The sequence below is a fragment of the Corynebacterium sp. c7Ub_26 genome (assembly GCF_053760365.1).
In genome coordinates this window covers 430,758-450,033 of the sequence record NZ_JBSNBL010000002.1, presented here as the reverse complement: position 1 = coordinate 450,033, position 19,276 = coordinate 430,758, and the positions used below count along the sequence as shown (strand labels likewise).

Sequence of the window (19,276 nt, the reverse complement as noted above, 5' to 3'; positions counted from 1 at the left end):
CGGCGGCAGTCTGCGCAAGCTCGGTACTTGCGAGCGTCTGGCTGGGGGTGCTCACTTGGTTCTGCGCAGCGAGGAGATCGCGGATTTCCAGAAGAAGATCTTTCTCTGTAACCGGTACTTCTTCCTCTTCGACACCCATATGCTTTTTCCTGATCTCTTCGAGCTTATTCATGGGCGCCACAAGAATGAAGTACACGACGGCCGCAATAATAAGGAAATTAATGACGGCCGTGAGGACCGATCCAAAGTCAAGAAAAGTTTTTTCATTTCCACGGATAAGGCGGAATCCCCAGCCATCTGTATTTGCGCCACCAAAGCACGCAATGAGCGGGTTAATGATGTATTTGGTAAAAGCCGTCACAATTGCGGTGAAGGCAGAACCAATGACAACCGCGATAGCAAGCTCAATAACATTGCCTCGCATAATAAAATCGCGGAAACCTTTAAGCATTATTCCTCCTCAGAAATAGGTTACCCACACGGCAAAGGTTCATATTATTACCTGAATAATTATGGCCACTGTGAGAACAATAAAAAGCGTTCTACAACTGTGCTGTAAGCGTCGCGTGCGGCGCCAGTTGGGGCGAGAGATATCGGAGATGAAGTACACCAACCGTAGTCGAATACCCTTTAACGGCCGCGGGTGGGGCTCGGGGTGACGGCGAGTGTGCCACGACTTTAGCGAATAACGGGCGGAGTCTGCATCATGACCGGAGAACAAGGATCGCATTCTCATACCGACGCGAGACTATCGGCAGGGTTCCCGCTGATGTTTGTGCTGCTTGTGCGCCCGGTGTTTAGCTGCCAGGGAAGCGATGTCGTCCCAGGGTTGTGACCACCGTTGTGAGCTGAACGTCCCAGTCATCGTGGGGGACAGCCGGCAGGATTTCGTGGGGATGAACTAGACCGATGGTGCGGAACGTCGACGATTGTCCGGACGATTGCCGAGACGACCGTCGGGCAGCGAGTGCGCAGTCGTAGTATCCGCCGCCCTGTCCAAGCCGGTACCCAGCGACGTCATACGCAAGCGCCGGAACGATAGCGATGTCGACGTTGTCGAAAGGGACTGGAGTCGATCGCTCATCTGGCTCGCGAATACCGAACGAGGTGGTGACGAGGTTATCCGGTGACCATGGGTGCCACGAGAGTTGCCGCTTGTCTTCGACACGCGGAATGACGATTCGACAGGGAATTCGCTCGTCCAGCGCAGCAAGTAGCGACGGAATAAAACCGCCGGGCGTGTGTGCACCTGGTTCGTTGCCGACAGGCAGATATGTCGCAATAACCAGCGGCTCGTCGTCTGTTCGCTGCAATGTCGCGGCGATGTCATCAATAGCCGTTATGAGCTGAGCCACGAGCTGTTCGTCCCAGGCCCTGAGCGTCGCGTCGGGCAACTCTCGACGCATGCGCCGGATTCGGCGTCGGTAGGCCTGTTTGTGCTCAGCGATCGAATTACCCGCCGAGTCGCTCCCGCATAGGCCGTCGCTCTGCTGCACAAATTCAGCGTAACAAAGCGGTTGTGGCGCTAACCAACAAAATCGGTAGGGGCATCCAACACCACGTCACCAAGCACCCCATCAACCACGATGTCGCAAGGGATTTTCATAAGGAGATGGGCGCCAAGACCGACCATTTTACGGTTTTATCAGTAATCCGTAGGAAAATTCCTAGCTCGGAAAGCGGATTCTGCGTCGGTTGTCGGTTAGCATGGCTCCTATGAACAAAGATGATAATGGCGGAAATGGTCAGGCTGCGTTGCGTACAGTCATCGTACCAGCCGCTGGTTTGGGTACCCGTTTCCTTCCGGCGACGAAGACCGTACCCAAAGAGCTTCTCCCGGTTGTTGACCGGCCCGGTATCGAGCTCATTGCGGAGGAAGCCCGCGAGGCTGGCGCTTCACGCTTGGCTATCGTTACCTCCCCGCGCAAGTCAGGGCTGATGAAGCACTTCGACCATGATGATCTCCTGGAAGAGACACTCAAGAAGCGCGGCAAAGAGGATCGGCTGCAGAAAGTGCAGCACTCGACCGAACTTATCGACGCTGTTTCGGTCACTCAGGAGCGCCCCTTAGGGCTTGGTCATGCCGTCGCTCAGGCTGAAGAGGTTCTTGACCCCGACGAAGACGTCGTGGCCGTCATACTTCCCGATGACCTTGTCATGCCCTATGGTGTCATGAACAAGATGCTTGAGGTCCGCGCAAAATACGGCGGATCTGTGCTCTGCGCGGTGGACGTCGATAAGGAAGCAACCTCCGACTACGGGGTCTTCGAGGTCAGTGGTCAACCCGATGATGATGTCTACGCCGTTTCGGGCATGGTGGAAAAGCCTGAACCGGAAGACGCACCCTCGACGCTGGCGGCAACCGGCCGTTACCTGTTGGATCGCGATATTTTCAAGGCGCTGGGTAAGATCGAGCCCGGTAAGGGCGGCGAGCTGCAGCTCACAGATGCCATTGAGCTGCTCATCAAGTCGGATCACCCCGTGCATGTGGTGGTTCACCGTGGCCCTCGCCACGATTTGGGCAACCCGGGTGGGTTCATCAAGGCCTGTATTGACTTCGGCCTGAAGGATCCCGAGTATGGCGACTCGCTGAGGGCGTATATGACGGAAAGGTTGGCCCAGGACAGCTAGCCTTAATGTGATATGCCCCGGTCTCACCCGGGGTAGAGTTAGTAGGCAGCATATGCTGCTGTGTTACCCGGGTGAAAGGACGTAACGTGCGCTCAGTGGAAGAGCAGCTTGCGATTATCGCGGACGCTGCCGTAACTCCGGAGCCCGTTCGTGTGGCTATTTCGGATTCGCTGGGGTTGCGTAGTGCTGAAGAAGTCCGTGGTGACCGGCAGGTTCCAGGTTTCAATCAAGCTGCCATCGATGGTTACGCTGTTCGCGCTGTCGACCTTGTACCGCGGGGTGCAAAAGGTGCCCCGGCGGATGATCGTCCAGAGGATCAACGCCCACCTGAGCCACTGCCCGATGAGGATTATGAGCCTGATCGTCGTGGTGACCGTGAGCATCGGAAACTTGCCGAACTGCCCGTCGTCGGCGATGTGGGCGCGGGTTCGCACAGGCCACTGCGTCTGCAGCCCAATCAGGCAGTCCGGGTAGAAACTGGTGCGCCCGTACCGACGCTCTCTGACGCGATCATTCCGGAAGCGTGGGTGGAGCGTCATGGCCGACGTATCCGGCCTCTGTTTCCTGTGAAGTCGGGCGATTTTATTCATCGTGCTGGCACGGACGTCCTGGAAGGCGACGTTATTGTCAGCGAGGGGATCGTTATTGGCCCAGCGCATATTGGCCTTTTAGCTGCGGTGGGGCGGTCGAAGGTCCTCGTGTATCCACGGCCGCGGGTCGCTGTGATGTCGATCGGTCAAGAGCTGATTGATTCAGACCGAACGCCCGGCCGTGGTCAGGTTTTCGACGTGAATTCGTATTCGCTGGCCGCTGCTGCGGAAGAGGCGGGAGCAGATGCCCACAGGGTCGGCGTGATCGCGGGTGAACCGCGCCGCCTCCAGGAGATCATGGAGGGGCAGATTCTCCGCAGCGAAATCATCGTTATCGCAGGCGCTGTGGGAGGATCCGCGGCCCGGCGGATGCGCGATATCGTCAGTAATTTAGGCGACATCGAGTACACCCGCGTCGCAATGCACCCAGGTTCGACCCAAGGCTTTGGCCTGTTGGGGCCCAATAAAGTGCCGACGTTCCTCTTGCCGTCGAACCCCGTCGGTTCCCTGATTATTTTCGAGACGATGATCCGTCCGCTCATTCAATATGAAGCTGGACGACGCGGTGGCCGGCGTCGGATTATCCAGGCCAGGGCATTACACGGCGTGAGTTCGATGCCGGGACGGCGTGGTTTCATCCGCGGCCAGTTGATGCGCGATCGTGGCACCGACGAGTACTTAGTAGATCCCCTCGGTGCCTCCCCTGGCGCCCCGCAGCATTTGTTGGGGAGCTTTGCTGAGGCGAATTGCCTTATCCATGTGCCTGAGGACGTGGTGGGGATCGCGCCGGGTGATGTTGTTGATGTTTTGTTCTTGTCGAATCGCGCGTAAATAGCAGGGGCTGTCATGGGGGTTTTGACTCGTCTGTTGGATCGCGTCGGTGTGGGGTCCGTGAAAGATCGCGATCTGTATCGACGCTATGGCGTGAAGCTGAGCAGTGCGCATCCTGGGTGGCCGGAAGAAACGCAGGTACTTCACGTGCCCGGTGGTTCGGTGAGGCTCCGCCCGGTTGTGAAGGATGATGGGCCGGAATGGGCGCGTCTCCGCCGCAATGATGAGGCTACGTTGCGGGCGGTTGAACCGACGGCGACCGATTCGTGGGATGAGGTGCACACGGTGCCCTCGTGGTTGTCCGTGGTGGATTCGCTGTATGAGTCCGCTGCGCGGGGTGCGTCGGTCCCGTTCGCCGTAGAGTGTGACGGGAAATTCGCAGGTCAGGTCACTGTGGGCGGGATTCAGCATGGTTCGCTTTCGACGTGCTGGATCGGTTATTGGATTGCGAGCCCATTCTGGGGGCGCGGTGTGGGAACAGCCGCCGTGGCTTTAGGCGTCGATGCTGCGATGATGTCCGTGGGTGTGCATCGGGTCGAGGCGACAGTGTTGCCCGAGAATGTCGCGTCGATAAGCGTTTTGGAGAACGTCGGTTTTCATTATGAGGGGGAGTTGGTCCGCAGTATCAATATTGATGGGCAGTGGCGCGATCATTTCTTGTATGCGTTGACATCGGAGGAGTGCCCCGGTGGAGTGGTGTCATGGTTAGAGAGTAGCGGGCGGGGGAGACGTGAAAGCTAATGATAGATCCCTGGTTGGGTCGGATGTCTGGTTGGATTGCGAATGTTCCGGCATTCGTTCGGTATTCGTATCTGTGGGCGTGGCACACGCATGTTACGGGTGTGACGGGCTACTCTTTAGTGAGAAATATCGTTGTCCGTGTTCGATTCCCCGCGGCTGACGTCAGTTAAGGAGATTCCGACGTGTCGAGTTCCCTCTTGATCGTTCTTATTGTGGTGCTGTGGCTTGCTGTTCTGGCGCCACTGCTTTTGCGAAACCAGGGGCCAGTGCGTCGTACGTCGAAGGCGTTGAAGGAAACGCGCGTTCTGTACCGTGGCGGGTCTGGGTCAGTAGCGTCCTCTGGTCGGTTGACGAAGCATGTGCGACGTCGGTCTGCCTTACCCGATGTGGAAACCGAGCCGGCCGAGGACGAGTACCGCTTGTTGGACGAGGACGACGTCCACTTCCGCGCGTACGATGACCGCGACGCTGTGTATTCCGGTGACTCTGTGCATCACGGTGAGTCCGACGCTGACGATGCTTCGGTGCGGGAAGTTCATTCGGAGGCTCACGCCGGGGAGCATGTCGAGGGGGATAACACACATGATGACGAAGATGTCGTGGTAGGGGAGCTGGAACCTGAGGATTCCGATCAATCGTTTGCTGCCTCGTCTGTTGTGGCTGATGACGTCGATGACGCTGTGACAGAACCGGTCGATGATGCCGAGTTTGAAGAGTTCGTCGACGACACCGACGACGCCGAGGATGAAGCCTCCGGATCGGTCGGTGAGACGAAGGACGATCAAACGGCATCGGGCGAGAAATCGAGCGTCCCGGTGGGCGTTGTCGATGGCGACGTCATTATGGATTCGTCCGGGGCGGTCCAGGGCGTTCCCGAGCTGGAGTCTGCGGATGCGGCTTCGTCTCAGGATCGCGGTTCCCGACGGGGCAGTCGACCGGTTTCCGTCGACAAGGAATCGGCTGATGATGTGCTCACCGGTGAAGGCCGTACCTCAATCGTGTATGGCCGTTATTTCGGGTCCGACGACGCCGTGGCGAAGGACAGAGAGAGGTTCCCCGATGCCTATGATCGCCCGGAGGATGTCGTGGATTATCGCGATGGCGACCCGGCATTTGAGCACGCGTACGACTTTGCCGATGAATCAGACGACGAGCGCGAGGAGCGTCGTGAAGCTCAACGGCGCTCGAGCACCATGCTTTTCGACGACGGGCTGGATGCTTTATCGGACGAAGAGCTCGAGGAACTTGCGCGCTCTGAATACGACGACATCGCGGTGACGGATGAGGATCGGGCGTATGTGGACCGTCGGCGTGGTCGGGGCGTGTACGACCCTGAGCTCGCCGAGCGGAATGCCCGGCGGCGGTTTACCCAGCGTAAGCGTGCGCTCTTCGGCTTGGCTGCGGTGACGGTTGTTCTGTTGGTCCTCGGCTTTGCGTTCGGTGGTGCTATGTGGGCCGGAGCTGTTGTCGGCGCTGTCGCTACCGGTGTGTACCTAGCGTTCTTGCGGAAGCAGGCCATTGAGGAGCAGCGCCTGGCGGCTCGCCGTCTTCGCCGGATGCGGCGTGCCCGGATGGGTGTCCGGAACGCCGAGGATGATCATGATGATCGGGCTGTGGCGTCGCGGTTACGTCGGCCAGCCGGGACTGTTATTGAAACGAATGACACTGATCCGGAGTTGGCTGAGCTGGAGTACGTGGACGCTGCCGATTACTTCGGTGTTGAGGAATCGGATGACATGCAGGACGACGGCGATTACATCGACCGCCAGTACGATCTCTATGAGACAGACGGTGATGGGCGCGCAAGCGTGACGCACTTCCGTCGTGTGGGGTAGAGGGGTTAAGTAGCTTAACCAAATCTGCTTAACCTGCTCTTGGCTTCATGCATCGTGAGTGGCTATTACCCGCCGAAGGAGCAGTCCTATGAGTAATGTACTCGTCACCGGTGGCACCGGTTTCCTCGCCGGCTGGACTATCCGCAAACTCTTAGAGCAGGGTCACACGGTCCGCACCACCGTTCGTTCCTCGGCCAAGAGCACCGTCATCGTTGACATGCTTGCTGCTGAAGGCGTCGATACCAGCAATGTGTCGTTCGCCGTCGCGGATCTCGGCTCCTCTGAAGGGTGGCCGGAAGCCGCTACAGGGATCGACTATGTATTGCACTTGGCGTCTCCCCTCGGTGGGGAGAACCACAATGACCCAAAGTTAATTCCAACCGCAAAAGCTGGGGTAATCAACGTTTTTAATGCCGCTATCGATGCGGGAGTCAAGAAAATCGTCATGACTTCTTCGGCAGCAGCGGTCTTCCCTGGCCGTGCGGATATGCACCGCACCATCGACGAAACCTTCTGGACTGATATCGATGACAAGCTTGTCACCAATTACATGCGGTCCAAGGTTGTGGCGGAGAGAACCGCGTGGGACATCATTGGCAAGCAGGCGGGAACAAAGCTCGTCACGATCCTTCCCGGAGCAATTTTCGGGCCGTTTATGAATGGGCGACGCTCCAGTACCGAGCTATTGTTCACGTCGATTTTGCGCGGTGCACCGAGTCTGAAGGCTACGTACCAGGCAGTTGACGCCCGCGATCTGGCCGATCTGCACATTCTTGCAATGCTCGACGATCGAGCTGACGGGGAGCGTTTTATCGCCCAGCCCGGTGAAATTACAATGCCTCAGATGGCGAGGTTACTTAAAGATCGTCTTGGGGAGCAGGGCCGCAAGATTAGTACGATGACCATCCCCGATTTCGTTATTAAGGTTGGTGCTCGGTTCAATTCCACTATGGCGGTTATGAATACGTTGATCGGCATGGAGCACCACTATGACACAAGTAAAGCGCAACGGCTGCTTGGGTGGGATCCACGGCCCATTGAAGACACTGTTATCGATGCCGCCACATACACGCTAGAGAATAGGGCGGAAGACTAGAAGAATTTATCTGCGGATAAGTTTGACCTGCGCTCGACAATGATTGTTTATAGTTGGGCCCACACGTACTGCGACAAGGGAGAGTAGGGCTTAATGGGTAAACGTGAACGAGAAAGCCGAGCCGGTTTTCCCTCGCGGGCGAGCCTGGAAGCGTCATTCCCCGATGATGTTGACGAGCTCAAGCGGCAACTAGCGAAGCTGACCGTTGAGAAAGCTCTGGTTGACGAGGAGTTTGAACTGGTAAAAAGACGCCAGCGTCGTGCCCGGTGAGCTGAGTAATCGGCATAAAACGCAGTTCATCGCCGCCTTACACATCTACCGCTGATGATGCTGCTGGACGCCTCCGGACTGGCCTACTTAAGCCAAAGTATCGTCTACTGTAACGACCGCATTTTGATGACGTCTAGGCATACCAGAGAAACGACTTCCGAGGAGAAAACCTAGATGGGACACTTTTCGAGTAATCAACTCGCATGGGCGATAGCAACCCCGGTTACGCGGCTAGTCGTAACCACCATCCCAATGGTGGCCGTGGTTGGAACGGCAGCGGTAGGAAAAGCTATGCTGCCGGAGGTCTGATTTCTGGTAGCTATGCGGCGGGAGAAGCAGCTGGGGCAATATGGCTCACCCATAAGATGAAACAAGTAGCGATTGGTCGGGAATTAAGAACAATTTGCCTTGTCGGGGCCATGCTACTGCTCGTAGCTGGGGCAATACTGTGGTTCATCCCCTCTTTATGGCTGGGTGCCGCTTTAGCCATCCTTGTCCTTGGGGCGATTTCATCACCAATACCAGGTGTTCTTAGGTCCTCTGCCACTCAAATGACAAGCAGTTCCCAGCGGATACTCGCGATTGACAATGTCGTGAACCAAATATGTTGGGTTCTGGGGCCAATCCTGGGTGTCGTGCTGGTTCACCAAACGAATACGGTAATTGCATACGTTTCCTTAGCGCTGTTATTGCTTGGAGCAGCAGTAGTGGCCCCTCTTGCAATTCCCAGCAATTATCGCCATGAGTCTGGAGAGGGTGGAAAAGCATCATTCCGTCCCATCGCAGTTCCAGTTGTCGCGTCTGGTGTGATCATGGCTGTCACGGCCTCCTTCGACACACTGGTTCCTGGCCTTTTGACCCACTGGTTTGGGTCAGATGAGAAAGCAAGTTTTGTCTTAGCTTTATTGGCCTTGGGGAGCGTTGCTGCTTCGTCGGTTTTCGGCATCAAGAAGTCGTGGCCGAAGCCCGAGTTACTTGCGATGATCTCAACGGTGTTCATGATTGCCCTTTTAGCGACGGTAGGAAGCGTCCAGTCTTACTCAATCCTGCTAGGCATTGCAGTGCTCATAGGGGTTGTTCAGGCGCCATCCATGGTCTTAAGGCAAGTGATCGTATCTGATCTAGTCTCGCACAAACGTAGGGCATCCGCCTTTTCTCTGTTGTACGCTGCCGGCGGCATCGGCTACTCACTTGCGGCGGCCGTGACCCCTTGGACTGCCGATATGCTCTCAGCCCGCTGGGGATCGGCAGTAACTGCCGGGGCATGCCTCGCGATCCTTGGATGGGCTGTTTGTCTTCAAAGAAAGCAGACACCATCTGAGCGAAAGGCACGAAAGAGGTGGTAAATCATCATCTTTAGCCTTGTACAAACGGAACCCCTGACCGAGGCCGGAAGTCGATAGCAACACTTTCCTGGCTAAAGAGTCATGCGTAGTAGTTACCGAAGGAGTATCTGAGCTACACGTTCATTCGAAAGATAAAACTGGTAGTGATTCGATGTTTCCGGATGTAGTTATTTAGAGGCGCCCCCACCTGCAGATATACGAAAATCCCTGGCCAACAGAGACCAGGGAAAACAGTGTTTGTGGAGCATAGGGGAATCGAACCCCTGACCTACTCGATGCGAACGAGTCGCGCTACCAACTGCGCCAATGCCCCGCGGACCCCCAGCACTTTACTCCGAGGATCCGTGATCCCCAAAACAAACAGGTTGTTGGGTGCCACGGGGCCGAGCTGAATCCCGCTGCAGCTCGTTAAGACAGTTCGTCGGTGAGTGCCTTGGTGAAGGCCGGCAGGTCATGCGGGTTGCGTGAGGTGATCAATACCCAGTCATTCCCGGGGCAACGGAAGACTTCTTTGTCCACCCAGTGAGCACCCGCGTTCTTGAGGTCTGTGCGAATGGACTGATACGACGTCATAGTCTTGCCCTCGGTCAGTCCGGCGTCGATCAGCGCCCACGGTGCGTGGCAAATGGCGCCCACCGGCTTGTGGGCCGACGCGAACTCGTTAAGGATGCGCTGAGCCTCCGTATCGATGCGAAGGGTGTCGGCGTTGACGGTCCCTCCGGGGAGAACGACCAGGTCGTAATCGTCGGCACTGATTTTGTCGAGGGTTGTGTCGGCCTTGACAGTGGATGCCCAGTCTTTGTCGCCGGTCACCGTTTGAATGTCGTTGCCAGAGTTGGAGGCGATGGTGACATCAATGCCGGCCGACGATAAGGCGTCGCGTGGTGAGATAATTTCTGGCTCTTCGACGCCGAAATCGGTTGCGATGATGACTGCTTTCTTTGCCATGACGTTATCTCCTCAGAAATTCGAATAGATTTATTGCGTTGATATGTTCTGGAGAGCGAACGGCTTCTCTTTCCAGAGAAGAGAGCGCACCGCGGAATGAAAACGCGATCATATGGCGGTCCTGTTCCGTCCTCCCGTTTAGATCCAACACGTATGAGGGAGATGTATTCCATCACGTGTGGCCATGTGTGGCGCTAGCCCGATGTTCGGATTTAGTTAAAAAGCTAAAAAGATTTATTTTGGCCTAAAAAACGATGGGAAAAATTGTTAGGGTAGGGAGCATGACTGATATGCAGCCATTCCCGTCGCAGAACGACACCCAACAATACGGAGCCGCTACTCCAGGTGGATACCACGGCCCCGATGATGCCCCTGAGTACAAAGGTGAGCCGCCATTGTCGCAGCCCTTTTACGGTGCAAGCTTACCTGCAGCCGTCAAGAGATTCTTCACCAGGGCCTTCCGTTTTAAAGGGCGCTCCTCGAGGTCCGAATACTGGTGGGTCCAGCTGGTCTTGTTCATTATCAGCGGTGCGGTTTTCATAGCAGGGCTTAGTGCTGGTGTGAATCCGGATGATCTGAGCAATCCATTGGGGATCGCCAACGCTATCTTTAATTTGATTATTTTGGTGCCAAGTCTTGCGCTCACATGGCGACGCTTGCATGATGCTGGCTTTGCCGGACCGTGGTGGTTCATTATCTTCACGGGTATTGGTGTTATAGCGTATTTCATCATGGTGATTTTCCCATCAAGACCCGAGAAGATGAAAGAAAAGTGGGACGACAAAGAAAACCTTTCATCTGCCGTCTAACAACCACGTGACGACGAAAAACACGTGACTCAAAAGAAAGTCACGTGTTGAAGAACCTGAGAATCGGGCCTTGACATGGCGGGGAAGCTCAACCCCGCCATGACTCGTATGAGATCGGCATTAACCGCCGTTAAATGTCTTCCAACGACCTCGACGACGACTTCGGCCCTGTCAATGCCAGCAATCCGGCGGCGACACCAGTCAACGCAATCATCGCAAAGCCAGCGAAGAACGACGTCTTGTTAACGACGAAGGGCAGCAGGAGCGAACCAACCGCGCCACCGAGGTGACCACAGCCATCCGCGATGGAGAACCCGCGCGCACGTAACGTCGTCGGGAAGGATTCCGCGGTGAAGGTATAGCCCATCTGTAGGTAGGATCCCAATGCCATGGACGCCAGGAATGAACCAAGGGTCACCATGAAGGAGCTTGCCATCGTCGCGATGCACAGCATTCCGGCTGCCCACACCAGCGTACAAACAAAGATGAGGTACTTGCGCTCGAATTTATCGGAGATAAAGATCATGATGAGCGCGCCGGTCGGGTAGCCGATCGCACCGATGGCGAGGTACAGAATCGACCCGGCAATGTTCTCGCCGTGCGACGAAATAAGGTCGGGGGCATCACCCAAGAAGCCGTAGTTGCCGATGTACCACAGGAACCACATCAGAGCCATAACAATGGCGGTGCGCAGGTACTTTCCTTCAGTGAGCGACGGTGCGCTGTCTGTCCCGGTGAGCCCAAGAGAGCGATCCTGCCTCTCTTCTTCTTTTTCAACCTCTTTCCGGAATTCCTCATGAATCTTCTGGCCTTTACGCAGCTGCTCATCGGTGAAGTTCGTTTCCATCTTCTCGATGATCTTTTCGGCATCATCGCAGCGCCATTGGGAAATTAACCACCTGGGCGACTCGGGGAGGGCCAGGGCAAAGAGAACACCGAAGACGCCGACAAGTGCGCCTATGAAGAATAGCCAGCGCCATCCGGTGTGGAAGTTCGGAACCAATGCCAGGGCAACGAACGGTGTGATCGCTTGGCCGATAATTCCGACCATAAAGGTGGCGACGGAAAGCTTGCCGCGTTGGTTAGCCGGTGCAATTTCGCCGACGTAAGTGGACGCCAGGTTGAGCGCTGCTCCCACGCCCATGCCGGTCAAGAAGCGCCAGAGCGAAAGGTCCCACACTGTGAAGGAGAACCCGCAGAGGAGAGATCCCGCTCCAGAGAAAACGAGGGAACCGATGAAGGAGACTTTCCGTCCTTTTGCGTCGGAAAGCCAGCCAGCGAGCAGTGAACCAATAATGTAGCCCACGAGGCCAACGGCAAGGGCCACGAACAAGGACATGTCCTGGCCCAAATTCATTTGCTCGTCGATAGCCGGCATGGCGAAACCGATATCGCTGATGTCATAAAAAACGAAGAAGTATGCGATACCGATAACTAAGAAATCACGCTTGCGCAGTGGCCACGCAGGGAAGCGATCCATGCGGGCCAAGAGCTCACGACCGCGTTCGGTAGTGGATTGTTCGAATGTGGTGCCAGTTAGTTCATCAGCCATTGTAAGTCGCCTCCAAAAGCAGGCAGATGAATGAAATATCTGCAACACGTCCTGTGAGGTGGGCATGCTGCGCATAAAAATGGTCAGCTAACAGCGGATGCTGGGGTTGAAAAATCGGCGTCAACCAGTGAGAGGCGTTGTTGCTGGCCCACTAACTCCAGCCTAGTTTTTGGGCTGCGAACCCAAGTTTTTCTGAAAGATAAAGACCAAAACCACCCTATTTAAGGTGTGGAAATGGGGTATTGACTCCGGGGTGAGTGTGGGAATTGGCGCGGCTTTTCATAATGCGCTTTTGGGGAACGCTACTGCGCCGCCATGAAGTAGAGTCCCCGCGTCAGGGCACCCCGCCACGCTGCAGGATCATGCCCATGTGTGGATATATCAAAGTGGCAGCGAATATGGGCTCGTTCCAGCTCCTCGACGACCGCGCGCGCATGAGACTCCATCAACCCTTCGCCGGCTCCCACGTCGAAATAGAACCGTGAATCATTCTGCGCGAGTGCTGCCACAGTGGCTTGTTTCTGGAGCTTCTCCGCGATGAGTCCCCCAGGTGGGCCGGGGAGGCGTGGCCCCTGTCGCGTCGGAAACCAGAATGATGGCGAACTCCCGATAGCGGCATGGAACGCTTCGGGGCTTTCAATAACGCAGTCGGCGGCGCATAGCCCGCCAAGGCTCTGGCCAGCAACAATGACGTAGGGATCGGCAATGCCGTAGTCGCGCGTGATGGCGGGGATGAGGTCGTCCTTGAGCGCACGCCTCCAGCCAGGGTTACAGCCGAGATCGCGGAGGCGGTTCTGTCCGCGCTCTGTGGAATCTGTCGTTTCGACGGCTACCGCCGTGACCTCGGGAATGCTGCCGCTGGTCTCGGGCGCGCGGAGTGCATAATCAAAACCGGTGTGCGCCCCGTACCAATTTTGGCCGTCGAGAAGAATGAGCAGCCACGGTTGACGGCGATAATTATCGCTTTGATTGCCGACGGGAGTCCGCACCCACACATGTCTGTCCTGGAAAAACTCCGACGATGAGTGCCATGTGTAGGGGGTAAACCCGGCAGTCGTGGTGCCAGCAGGTGCGTCGGATGTGTTCGCGGTGTCCCAACCAGGCTCGGGCAAGGCATCATCGAGCCGAACAATCCCGGATGACTTCGCGCGGTAGGAATGGTCAGTATCGGGTGAGGGCTGTGACGATCGTCCTGATCGTAGAGGAGGTATCTGGGCGCGCGGATCGATCACCATGAGTGTCATGAGGGCTTTCCAGCGCGCCCGAAAATCGATCTGTTGATCAGGTATCGTCGTGACGGGGAGTCTCCACGACCTCGTCGGGAACCGCTTCTGCAGGCATGATGTAGTAGGAGCCGCAAAGATCCGACGGTACGGTCACCGTGAATGACCACCACCCATCGTGGTGATCCGTCATTCGGTGGAGGGCAGCATCGTGGTGATCATGAACTCCAGAGAGGTGGAAAACACTGTGTCATAGCGACGACGATGGCCGTCGCCACGCGACAGTGATGTTTGCGCGTCAGGGGCTTGCGGTTCCTGCCACCAGAAAACCAAGGTCCGAGTAGTGGCAGTCGGCCCGGGACACACAACGGGATTTGATCTCAACGATGCGGGAGGCGGAGTCTTAATCGAACAGGTCCTCTAAACGGTCAATCATGGCCAGTGAGCTGTAGTAATCCATCCGGAACGTGTCAGTCCCCATGGAATACACGGACTTGTTCTTCACAGCGGGGTATCGGCCAGCACCGGATTGCTCTTATATGCATCCACGGCTTTATCATCTGCGGCGAAGAGGAACGCGGTCTTGCCGGTGGCCGCCGTCGGTAGATTTTCAGCGGAGACCACATAAACGTCAGACCGGGGACCCATCGAATTTGCTCCGCGTGCGCTTTCTGGAACGTCGGCAAGGGTGAAACCGAGCTTGGTGAGCAACTTGCCCTGTGCAGACTCTTTTGTCCACACACGTGCCGACTTGTTTTGTGGCGTGTATACCAACGGTGTGACCGGTTGCGCAGGCTTCTTGATCTCATCACGAGCTTCGGCCACGGTGTCATCAAACTTCTTAATGACGTTAGAGGTTTTCTTCTCGAGGCCTGTCGCTTTCCCGAGCATTGTGGCGATATCTTGCCAGTCTTTGTCGGAGTAGTCGATCATCACTGTGGGGACAGCCTCTGAAATCTGTTCATAGAGGTCAGGCGTGGCGTCCTGGCCCGTGGAGGACATCACGACCAAGTCAGGTTTTTCAGCAAGGATGGACTCCGCCGAGGGGTTGAGATCCAGGACCTTCACATGCTCTTTGTCCGCAACCTGGGACCACTGAGTGAAGAAGCCGTTGTCATCGGTGAGAGGCATCCCCTTTTGTCCGCCTGCCGACGCTACGACCGGTGCACCAATGGCAAGCAAGGAACCAGTCAGTGTTACCGCAGCCGACACGACTTTCTTCGGCTTGGCCGGGATCTTGACTTCCCCGTGATCGGTGGCCACAGTGCGGGGCCACGTTTCGTTGGCCTGTGCGGATGAGCTCTGACCTGATTCAGAAGATGAAGAAGAGGCCGTATCCGATGACGACTGGGTTGAATCCTCATTGTGTGAGCATGCGGCTGTACCCATGATGAGTGATACAGCGAGTGTTGACGCTACAACCGCCCGCACTGAGCGCAAGCGATGGGGAGACCTGAAACGGGACACGAAGGTGACTCCTTCTAGAGAAACAAACAAATGAGGGTCCCCATACTACTGGACGTGCAAAAGTAAAGATAGCCCCAAATCTAGAGCCGGAGTGTACTGCAGGTTTATCGTTTAACCGCGTCGGATTAACCCCTCGGATTAACTCGGTCAGATCAGCCCCGTCGTCTCCGTTAAATACTCCAGAATCGCGCGTACCCGGCGATTATCTTCACCCGGTTCGAGATTGAGCTTTAGGAAAATATTGGACACATGTTTCGCCACCGCAGCACCAGAAAGGAACAGGTCCTGCGCTATTTCGGCGTTGGATTTTCCGCGCGCCATGAGTTCCATCACTTCACGTTCGCGCGCGGTGAGCAGCCGCAAACCTGATCTGCCGGATTTCATCAATGCTGTGGCAACATCCGGATCGATGACCACTCCGCCCTGCGCGACGATCGTGATGGACTCCAGGAAGTCTTTGACTTTTCCGATCCGATCTTTCAGCAAGTAGCCCGTGCCCGCACCGTGGGAGGTTCCAGGAGTGAAGAGTTCACGCGCATAAGCAGGAGCCACGTATTGAGAGAGCACCATGATGCTTAACGACGGAAAACGCTCGCGCAACTGAAGAGCGGCTCGTAAACCGTCTTCACGCATGTCAGGAGGCATGCGCACGTCGGTAATGAGGAGATCAGGTAATCCGTGATCATTACCGAGGGTGGTTACGGCGTCGAGTAATTCCGTGGCGGACGTCGGCTTCGCCATAACCTCATATCCGCGTTTTTCAATTAACCCTGCGACGCCTTCGCGCAACAAGGCGGAATCGTCGGCGATGACAATTTTCATTATGAATCCCCACCAACCTGGTTCACATTCCGACCGGACGTCGCGGAAGTAGACCCCGCGGAAGCAGCCGTGGAAGTAGTCGTAGAAGCAGTCGCGGCACTAGGGGAGTCGGCCGTGGGATATCCGCTCTGCCCGCGGTTGAGCATGACAGGAATCGACGCAATCACCGTCGTCGGCCCGCCCACCGGCGAGTTCAGCTGCATCGAGCCTCCGAAGGCGGCCAAGCGCTCACGCATTCCCGATAATCCCGGGCCCAGGCGAGCTCCGCCGTCCCCCTCGTCGACAATAGAAATCCGTAAATCCTGGTCAGAGACCAAAAGCACGGTCACGGGCGCGCCGGGAGCATACTTTGCAGCATTGGTCAGGCACTCGGCACAGAAGAAATAGGCCGACGCCAGCACACTGGGCTGAAGCTCGGGGAGTGGATGCGGACAATGCACGGCGATATTCGAGCCATATGATTCGGCTATCTCCTGAACGGCGGCATATAAGCCCTGGTCGCGCAGCACTTGCGGATGAATACCGTGGACAGTCCGGCGGAGAGCATCAAGCCCATCGTCAAGGTGCGAGCGCGTCTCCTCAAGGAGCTGCTGTAACTCCGGGCTCCCATTCTCTGCCTCAAGTTCGGCTTCCCCGAGCTTAAGAGACGCAGCCACAAAATACTGCTGAGCCCCATCGTGAAGGTCATTTTCTATGCGACGCCGCTCGACTTCATAAGCATCGGCAATTGCCCGGCGCGACGCCGTCAACTCGTTGATGCGCTCGGCGGCCACGCTTTCATGCGACCGTGAATCAGCGGACCGGTTCCAGGGCCGTAAGTGGTGCGATAATCGTTGCCAGGCTGATAATGCCATGTGTGCCATGATAGAAATTTAAACCCCGCGTGAGTAGCGGCCGCATCCTCTCCACCAGCGATGGGGGTAGTGCTAGATCTACCACGATTCGGGCGCTAGAGCTGTGGTGAACTCGGTGGACAAACTGTGAAATAGGTGCCATGAAAGATCACAACGCGCAACAGAGCCAGCGACGCTCCTCCCGGTCCTCGCTGGTTGTCCACGACATCACGAAATCGTTCGCCTCAACCCCCGTGTTGACGGGTATCTCCTTGGAGATCGGTCAGGGCGAATCCGTTGCGGTCATGGGGCCGTCGGGGTCGGGCAAGTCCACTCTTTTGCATTGCATGTCCGGTGTGCTTGTTCCGGACGACGGTGAAATCCGGTACGGTGATACCGTCGTTTCACGGCTGAATGATGCGAAAAGGTCGGCGCTCCGGCTGCGCGAGTTCGGGTTTGTGTTCCAAGACGGACAACTCCTCCCAGAGCTCACGGCCCAGGAAAACGTGGCTCTCCCGGCAATTCTTCAGGGCGAGTCCCGTAAGCAAGCTTATGCTGACGCCACTGACATACTGAAGCGCTTGGGGTTGGGGAAGCTGATTCGTCGTCGACCAGGAAAAATGTCTGGTGGCCAAGCGCAACGTGTAGCCATCGCCCGAGCTATCGCGGTTAAACCGGCAATTATTTTTGCCGACGAGCCGACGGGTGCTCTCGACCAATCGACCGGTCATGAAGTTATGCAGCAGCTGATCGCGATCACCGAGCAGGCCGGCTCCACGTTGGTGATGGTGACTCACGATCAAAGTGTCGCGAATTGGTGCCAGCGTCGGATTGAAATTCGCGATGGCATCATTCACGACGATCGCATGTTGTCCGGGGCGGTGAGTTAAATGGCTGTTTCCTTGTCGACGCTCTCTCGCCTAGGCGTCCAGCTACAAAAAGCGTCTCACACGGCGGGGACGGGAAATAAATGGCTGTCAGCGTTAGCGGTCTCTGCTTTTACCGTGAGTACGTGGATGGCTATGACTGTTGCCGGTGGGACGTGGATGTTCTATGAACGCTACCGCCACCCCTCGGCGGCATCACTCCGGGCGATGAGTGATGGGTTACGGCAAACCTATGTTGGCCTTGCCGCCCTCGCCTGTGTGTTTGTTGTTCCCGCGATGATGTCTCTCGTGGCGCAATCAGCTGTTTTAGGAGCTTCCGGCCGTGAGCGGCGCTTAGCAATGCTCAGGTTACTGGGGCTATCCAACCGAGACATCACACGGCTTACCTTGGTGGAAACCAGTGCGTTAGCATTCCTCGGTTTAGTGCTGGGAACTGTGCTTTATGTGGTGACGGCACCGGCGTGGTCGCTAGTTAGTTTCCAAAACACCCACATCGGTCTCTGGGAAATCCTCTTGCCGTGGTGGGGCTACCCAGCGTTATGGACAATCATCCTTGTCTTAGCAGCGGTAGCTGCGGTAGTTGGTCTCAAGCGCGTCATGGTGTCCCCTTTGGGGGTATCGAAGCGGGACGTTCCTACGGCTTTACGGTTCTGGCGTCTGATTCTTTTTGTCGCGATCTTCGTGATTGCCCGCGTCGCTTTGTCCCACATCAAGGCCGATGCCGAAAACTTAACTCAGACACTAACTATCGTCGCCGTCATCTTGTATGTGATCGTGTTCGGCATCAACCTTGTGGTCCCCTGGCTGATCCAGATCGCTGCCCGCATATCAAGCTTTCTTCCGGGTCGGCTTAATTTCTTGGCGACGCGTAGGGTCATGACCGACGGACGTACCGCATGGAAACGGACGAATGCCCTCACTTTCCTCGCACTCCTGTTGGGCTACGTAGCAGTCATGCCAGAGAATCCGGGGGATGAGTTAGGTGACCCCACAGTCAGTCGGGACACGTTCACTGGAGCAGTCGTTACTTATGGTGTTGGCTTGCTCATTTCGATCAGTGGAACCATGTTGAACCAGGCATCCACTGTTTTTGAAGAAGCGGAGCTTACCCGTGCGCTTGATCTCGTAGGAGTGCCCTCGTCACTGCATAAGAGGGTGGCGATGAAGCAGACCTTTTATCCGCTCCTCATGACCAGTGGTTTTATGTTCCTATTCGGCCTGTATTTGGGTTGGACTTCGTACGGACAGTTTGTCGAGGACCTCTCAGTGGGGCCGCAATTAACGTGGATTATCGCAGCTTTCGTGATGAGCTTGATTTTATCAGTGGTCGCAGTAGTAATTGTCGATCCATTGCGCCAGAAGCAGATTAGTCAGCACGTTCGCCGGAATGATTAG

The 19,276-nt window shown here is 56.3% G+C and carries 18 protein-coding genes, 1 tRNA gene and 1 pseudogene; 10 read left to right on the top strand and 10 right to left on the bottom strand.

Features of this window, described 5'->3' with window-relative positions; genetic code table 11:
* Window positions 1–58 precede the first annotated feature (58 nt).
* Together mscL and ACWORE_RS05440 are read right to left on the bottom strand one after the other, a co-directional pair.
* Window positions 59–451: pseudogene (gene mscL / locus ACWORE_RS05445) on the bottom strand (large conductance mechanosensitive channel protein MscL); the annotation flags it as partial.
* Between the two features lie 346 nt (window positions 452–797).
* Window positions 798–1,496: a 5-formyltetrahydrofolate cyclo-ligase gene (locus ACWORE_RS05440; RefSeq protein WP_455303071.1), complete on the bottom strand. Its 699-nt coding sequence runs from the start codon at window positions 1,494–1,496 to the stop codon at window positions 798–800.
* Between the two features lie 211 nt (window positions 1,497–1,707).
* Here ACWORE_RS05440 and ACWORE_RS05435 point away from each other — a divergent pair, with 211 nt between their 5' ends.
* The 7 genes from ACWORE_RS05435 to ACWORE_RS05405 all read left to right on the top strand — a co-directional run bounded on the left by ACWORE_RS05435 (window position 1,708) and on the right by ACWORE_RS05405 (window position 9,340).
* Window positions 1,708–2,631: a UTP--glucose-1-phosphate uridylyltransferase gene (locus ACWORE_RS05435; protein ID WP_455303070.1), complete on the top strand. Its 924-nt coding sequence runs from the start codon at window positions 1,708–1,710 to the stop codon at window positions 2,629–2,631.
* An 86-nt stretch (window positions 2,632–2,717) separates the two neighbouring features.
* Window positions 2,718–4,052, top strand: a complete 1,335-nt coding sequence (glp, locus tag ACWORE_RS05430; RefSeq protein WP_455303069.1) for a molybdotransferase-like divisome protein Glp — start codon at window positions 2,718–2,720, stop codon at window positions 4,050–4,052.
* A gap of 15 nt (window positions 4,053–4,067) precedes the next feature.
* A complete protein-coding gene (locus ACWORE_RS05425) occupies window positions 4,068–4,793 on the top strand; it encodes a GNAT family N-acetyltransferase (RefSeq protein WP_455303068.1) in 726 nt (241 codons plus the stop codon).
* 182 nt (window positions 4,794–4,975) lie between these two features.
* Window positions 4,976–6,628: a divisome protein SepX/GlpR gene (gene sepX / locus ACWORE_RS05420; protein WP_455303067.1), complete on the top strand. Its 1,653-nt coding sequence runs from the start codon at window positions 4,976–4,978 to the stop codon at window positions 6,626–6,628.
* An 88-nt stretch (window positions 6,629–6,716) separates the two neighbouring features.
* Window positions 6,717–7,724, top strand: coding sequence for an NAD-dependent epimerase/dehydratase family protein (locus tag ACWORE_RS05415; RefSeq protein WP_455303066.1), 1,008 nt, complete (start codon window positions 6,717–6,719; stop codon window positions 7,722–7,724).
* A gap of 93 nt (window positions 7,725–7,817) precedes the next feature.
* Window positions 7,818–7,994, top strand: coding sequence for a hypothetical protein (locus tag ACWORE_RS05410; protein WP_406605656.1), 177 nt, complete (start codon window positions 7,818–7,820; stop codon window positions 7,992–7,994).
* Window positions 7,995–8,545: 551 nt separating this feature from the next.
* Window positions 8,546–9,340 (top strand): MFS transporter, encoded by a 795-nt coding sequence (locus tag ACWORE_RS05405; protein WP_455303065.1) that lies wholly within the window; start codon window positions 8,546–8,548, stop codon window positions 9,338–9,340.
* Window positions 9,341–9,580: 240 nt separating this feature from the next.
* On the opposite strand, the gene ACWORE_RS05400 is transcribed toward ACWORE_RS05405, so the two are convergent.
* Both ACWORE_RS05400 and ACWORE_RS05395 read right to left on the bottom strand, forming a co-directional pair.
* Window positions 9,581–9,653 (bottom strand) — tRNA-Ala (locus ACWORE_RS05400).
* Window positions 9,654–9,748: 95 nt separating this feature from the next.
* A complete protein-coding gene (locus tag ACWORE_RS05395; RefSeq protein WP_406605658.1) occupies window positions 9,749–10,288 on the bottom strand; it encodes a type 1 glutamine amidotransferase domain-containing protein in 540 nt (179 codons plus the stop codon).
* A 281-nt stretch (window positions 10,289–10,569) separates the two neighbouring features.
* On the opposite strand from ACWORE_RS05395, the gene ACWORE_RS05390 reads away from it, so the two are divergent.
* Window positions 10,570–11,097 (top strand): DUF805 domain-containing protein, encoded by a 528-nt coding sequence (locus tag ACWORE_RS05390; RefSeq protein ID WP_406605659.1) that lies wholly within the window; start codon window positions 10,570–10,572, stop codon window positions 11,095–11,097.
* Between the two features lie 130 nt (window positions 11,098–11,227).
* Here ACWORE_RS05390 and ACWORE_RS05385 read toward each other — a convergent pair whose 3' ends face one another.
* The 6 genes from ACWORE_RS05385 to ACWORE_RS05360 form a co-directional block, all read right to left on the bottom strand.
* Window positions 11,228–12,649 carry an MFS transporter gene (locus ACWORE_RS05385; RefSeq protein ID WP_455303064.1) on the bottom strand — a complete coding sequence of 474 codons (1,422 nt, stop codon included), beginning with the start codon at window positions 12,647–12,649 and terminating at the stop codon, window positions 11,228–11,230.
* 302 nt (window positions 12,650–12,951) lie between these two features.
* On the bottom strand, window positions 12,952–13,893 hold the full coding sequence (locus ACWORE_RS05380; RefSeq protein WP_455303063.1) for an alpha/beta hydrolase: 942 nt from the start codon (window positions 13,891–13,893) through the stop codon (window positions 12,952–12,954).
* A 37-nt stretch (window positions 13,894–13,930) separates the two neighbouring features.
* Window positions 13,931–14,065: a hypothetical protein gene (locus ACWORE_RS05375; RefSeq protein ID WP_296139233.1), complete on the bottom strand. Its 135-nt coding sequence runs from the start codon at window positions 14,063–14,065 to the stop codon at window positions 13,931–13,933.
* Between the two features lie 308 nt (window positions 14,066–14,373).
* Window positions 14,374–15,339, bottom strand: a complete 966-nt coding sequence (gene fepB, locus ACWORE_RS05370; protein WP_455303062.1) for a Fe2+-enterobactin ABC transporter substrate-binding protein — start codon at window positions 15,337–15,339, stop codon at window positions 14,374–14,376.
* A 147-nt stretch (window positions 15,340–15,486) separates the two neighbouring features.
* Window positions 15,487–16,161 carry a response regulator transcription factor gene (locus ACWORE_RS05365; RefSeq protein WP_296139238.1) on the bottom strand — a complete coding sequence of 225 codons (675 nt, stop codon included), beginning with the start codon at window positions 16,159–16,161 and terminating at the stop codon, window positions 15,487–15,489.
* A complete protein-coding gene (locus ACWORE_RS05360) occupies window positions 16,161–17,015 on the bottom strand; it encodes a sensor histidine kinase (RefSeq protein ID WP_406605663.1) in 855 nt (284 codons plus the stop codon). The genes ACWORE_RS05365 and ACWORE_RS05360 overlap by 1 nt, the downstream gene beginning before the upstream one ends.
* A 140-nt stretch (window positions 17,016–17,155) precedes the next feature.
* Here ACWORE_RS05360 and ACWORE_RS05355 point away from each other — a divergent pair, with 140 nt between their 5' ends.
* Together ACWORE_RS05355 and ACWORE_RS05350 are read left to right on the top strand one after the other, a co-directional pair.
* Entirely contained in the window at window positions 17,156–17,884 is a 729-nt protein-coding gene (locus ACWORE_RS05355) for an ABC transporter ATP-binding protein (protein ID WP_406605664.1), read from the top strand.
* The gene (locus ACWORE_RS05350) at window positions 17,885–19,276 is read left to right on the top strand and encodes an FtsX-like permease family protein (RefSeq protein ID WP_455303061.1); all 1,392 of its coding nucleotides are present in this window, start codon (window positions 17,885–17,887) and stop codon (window positions 19,274–19,276) included. It begins immediately after the preceding gene.

Bases quoted from the DNA above. Each gene is read 5' to 3' on its own strand.
- ACWORE_RS05410 (WP_406605656.1), top strand. From the start codon at position 7,818: ATGGGTAAACGTGAACGAGAAAGCCGAGCCGGTTTTCCCTCGCGGGCG.
- ACWORE_RS05365 (WP_296139238.1), bottom strand. From the start codon at position 16,161: ATGAAAATTGTCATCGCCGACGATTCCGCCTTGTTGCGCGAAGGCGTC.
- ACWORE_RS05375 (WP_296139233.1), bottom strand. From the start codon at position 14,065: ATGACGGATCACCACGATGGGTGGTGGTCATTCACGGTGACCGTACCG.
- ACWORE_RS05390 (WP_406605659.1), top strand. From the start codon at position 10,570: ATGACTGATATGCAGCCATTCCCGTCGCAGAACGACACCCAACAATAC.
- ACWORE_RS05350 (WP_455303061.1), top strand. From the start codon at position 17,885: ATGGCTGTTTCCTTGTCGACGCTCTCTCGCCTAGGCGTCCAGCTACAA.
- ACWORE_RS05395 (WP_406605658.1), bottom strand. From the start codon at position 10,288: ATGGCAAAGAAAGCAGTCATCATCGCAACCGATTTCGGCGTCGAAGAG.
- ACWORE_RS05425 (WP_455303068.1), top strand. From the start codon at position 4,068: ATGGGGGTTTTGACTCGTCTGTTGGATCGCGTCGGTGTGGGGTCCGTG.
- ACWORE_RS05360 (WP_406605663.1), bottom strand. From the start codon at position 17,015: ATGGCATTATCAGCCTGGCAACGATTATCGCACCACTTACGGCCCTGG.
- ACWORE_RS05435 (WP_455303070.1), top strand. From the start codon at position 1,708: ATGGCTCCTATGAACAAAGATGATAATGGCGGAAATGGTCAGGCTGCG.
- ACWORE_RS05415 (WP_455303066.1), top strand. From the start codon at position 6,717: ATGAGTAATGTACTCGTCACCGGTGGCACCGGTTTCCTCGCCGGCTGG.
- ACWORE_RS05405 (WP_455303065.1), top strand. From the start codon at position 8,546: ATGACAAGCAGTTCCCAGCGGATACTCGCGATTGACAATGTCGTGAAC.
- ACWORE_RS05355 (WP_406605664.1), top strand. From the start codon at position 17,156: ATGAAAGATCACAACGCGCAACAGAGCCAGCGACGCTCCTCCCGGTCC.
- ACWORE_RS05385 (WP_455303064.1), bottom strand. From the start codon at position 12,649: ATGGCTGATGAACTAACTGGCACCACATTCGAACAATCCACTACCGAA.
- ACWORE_RS05380 (WP_455303063.1), bottom strand. From the start codon at position 13,893: ATGACACTCATGGTGATCGATCCGCGCGCCCAGATACCTCCTCTACGA.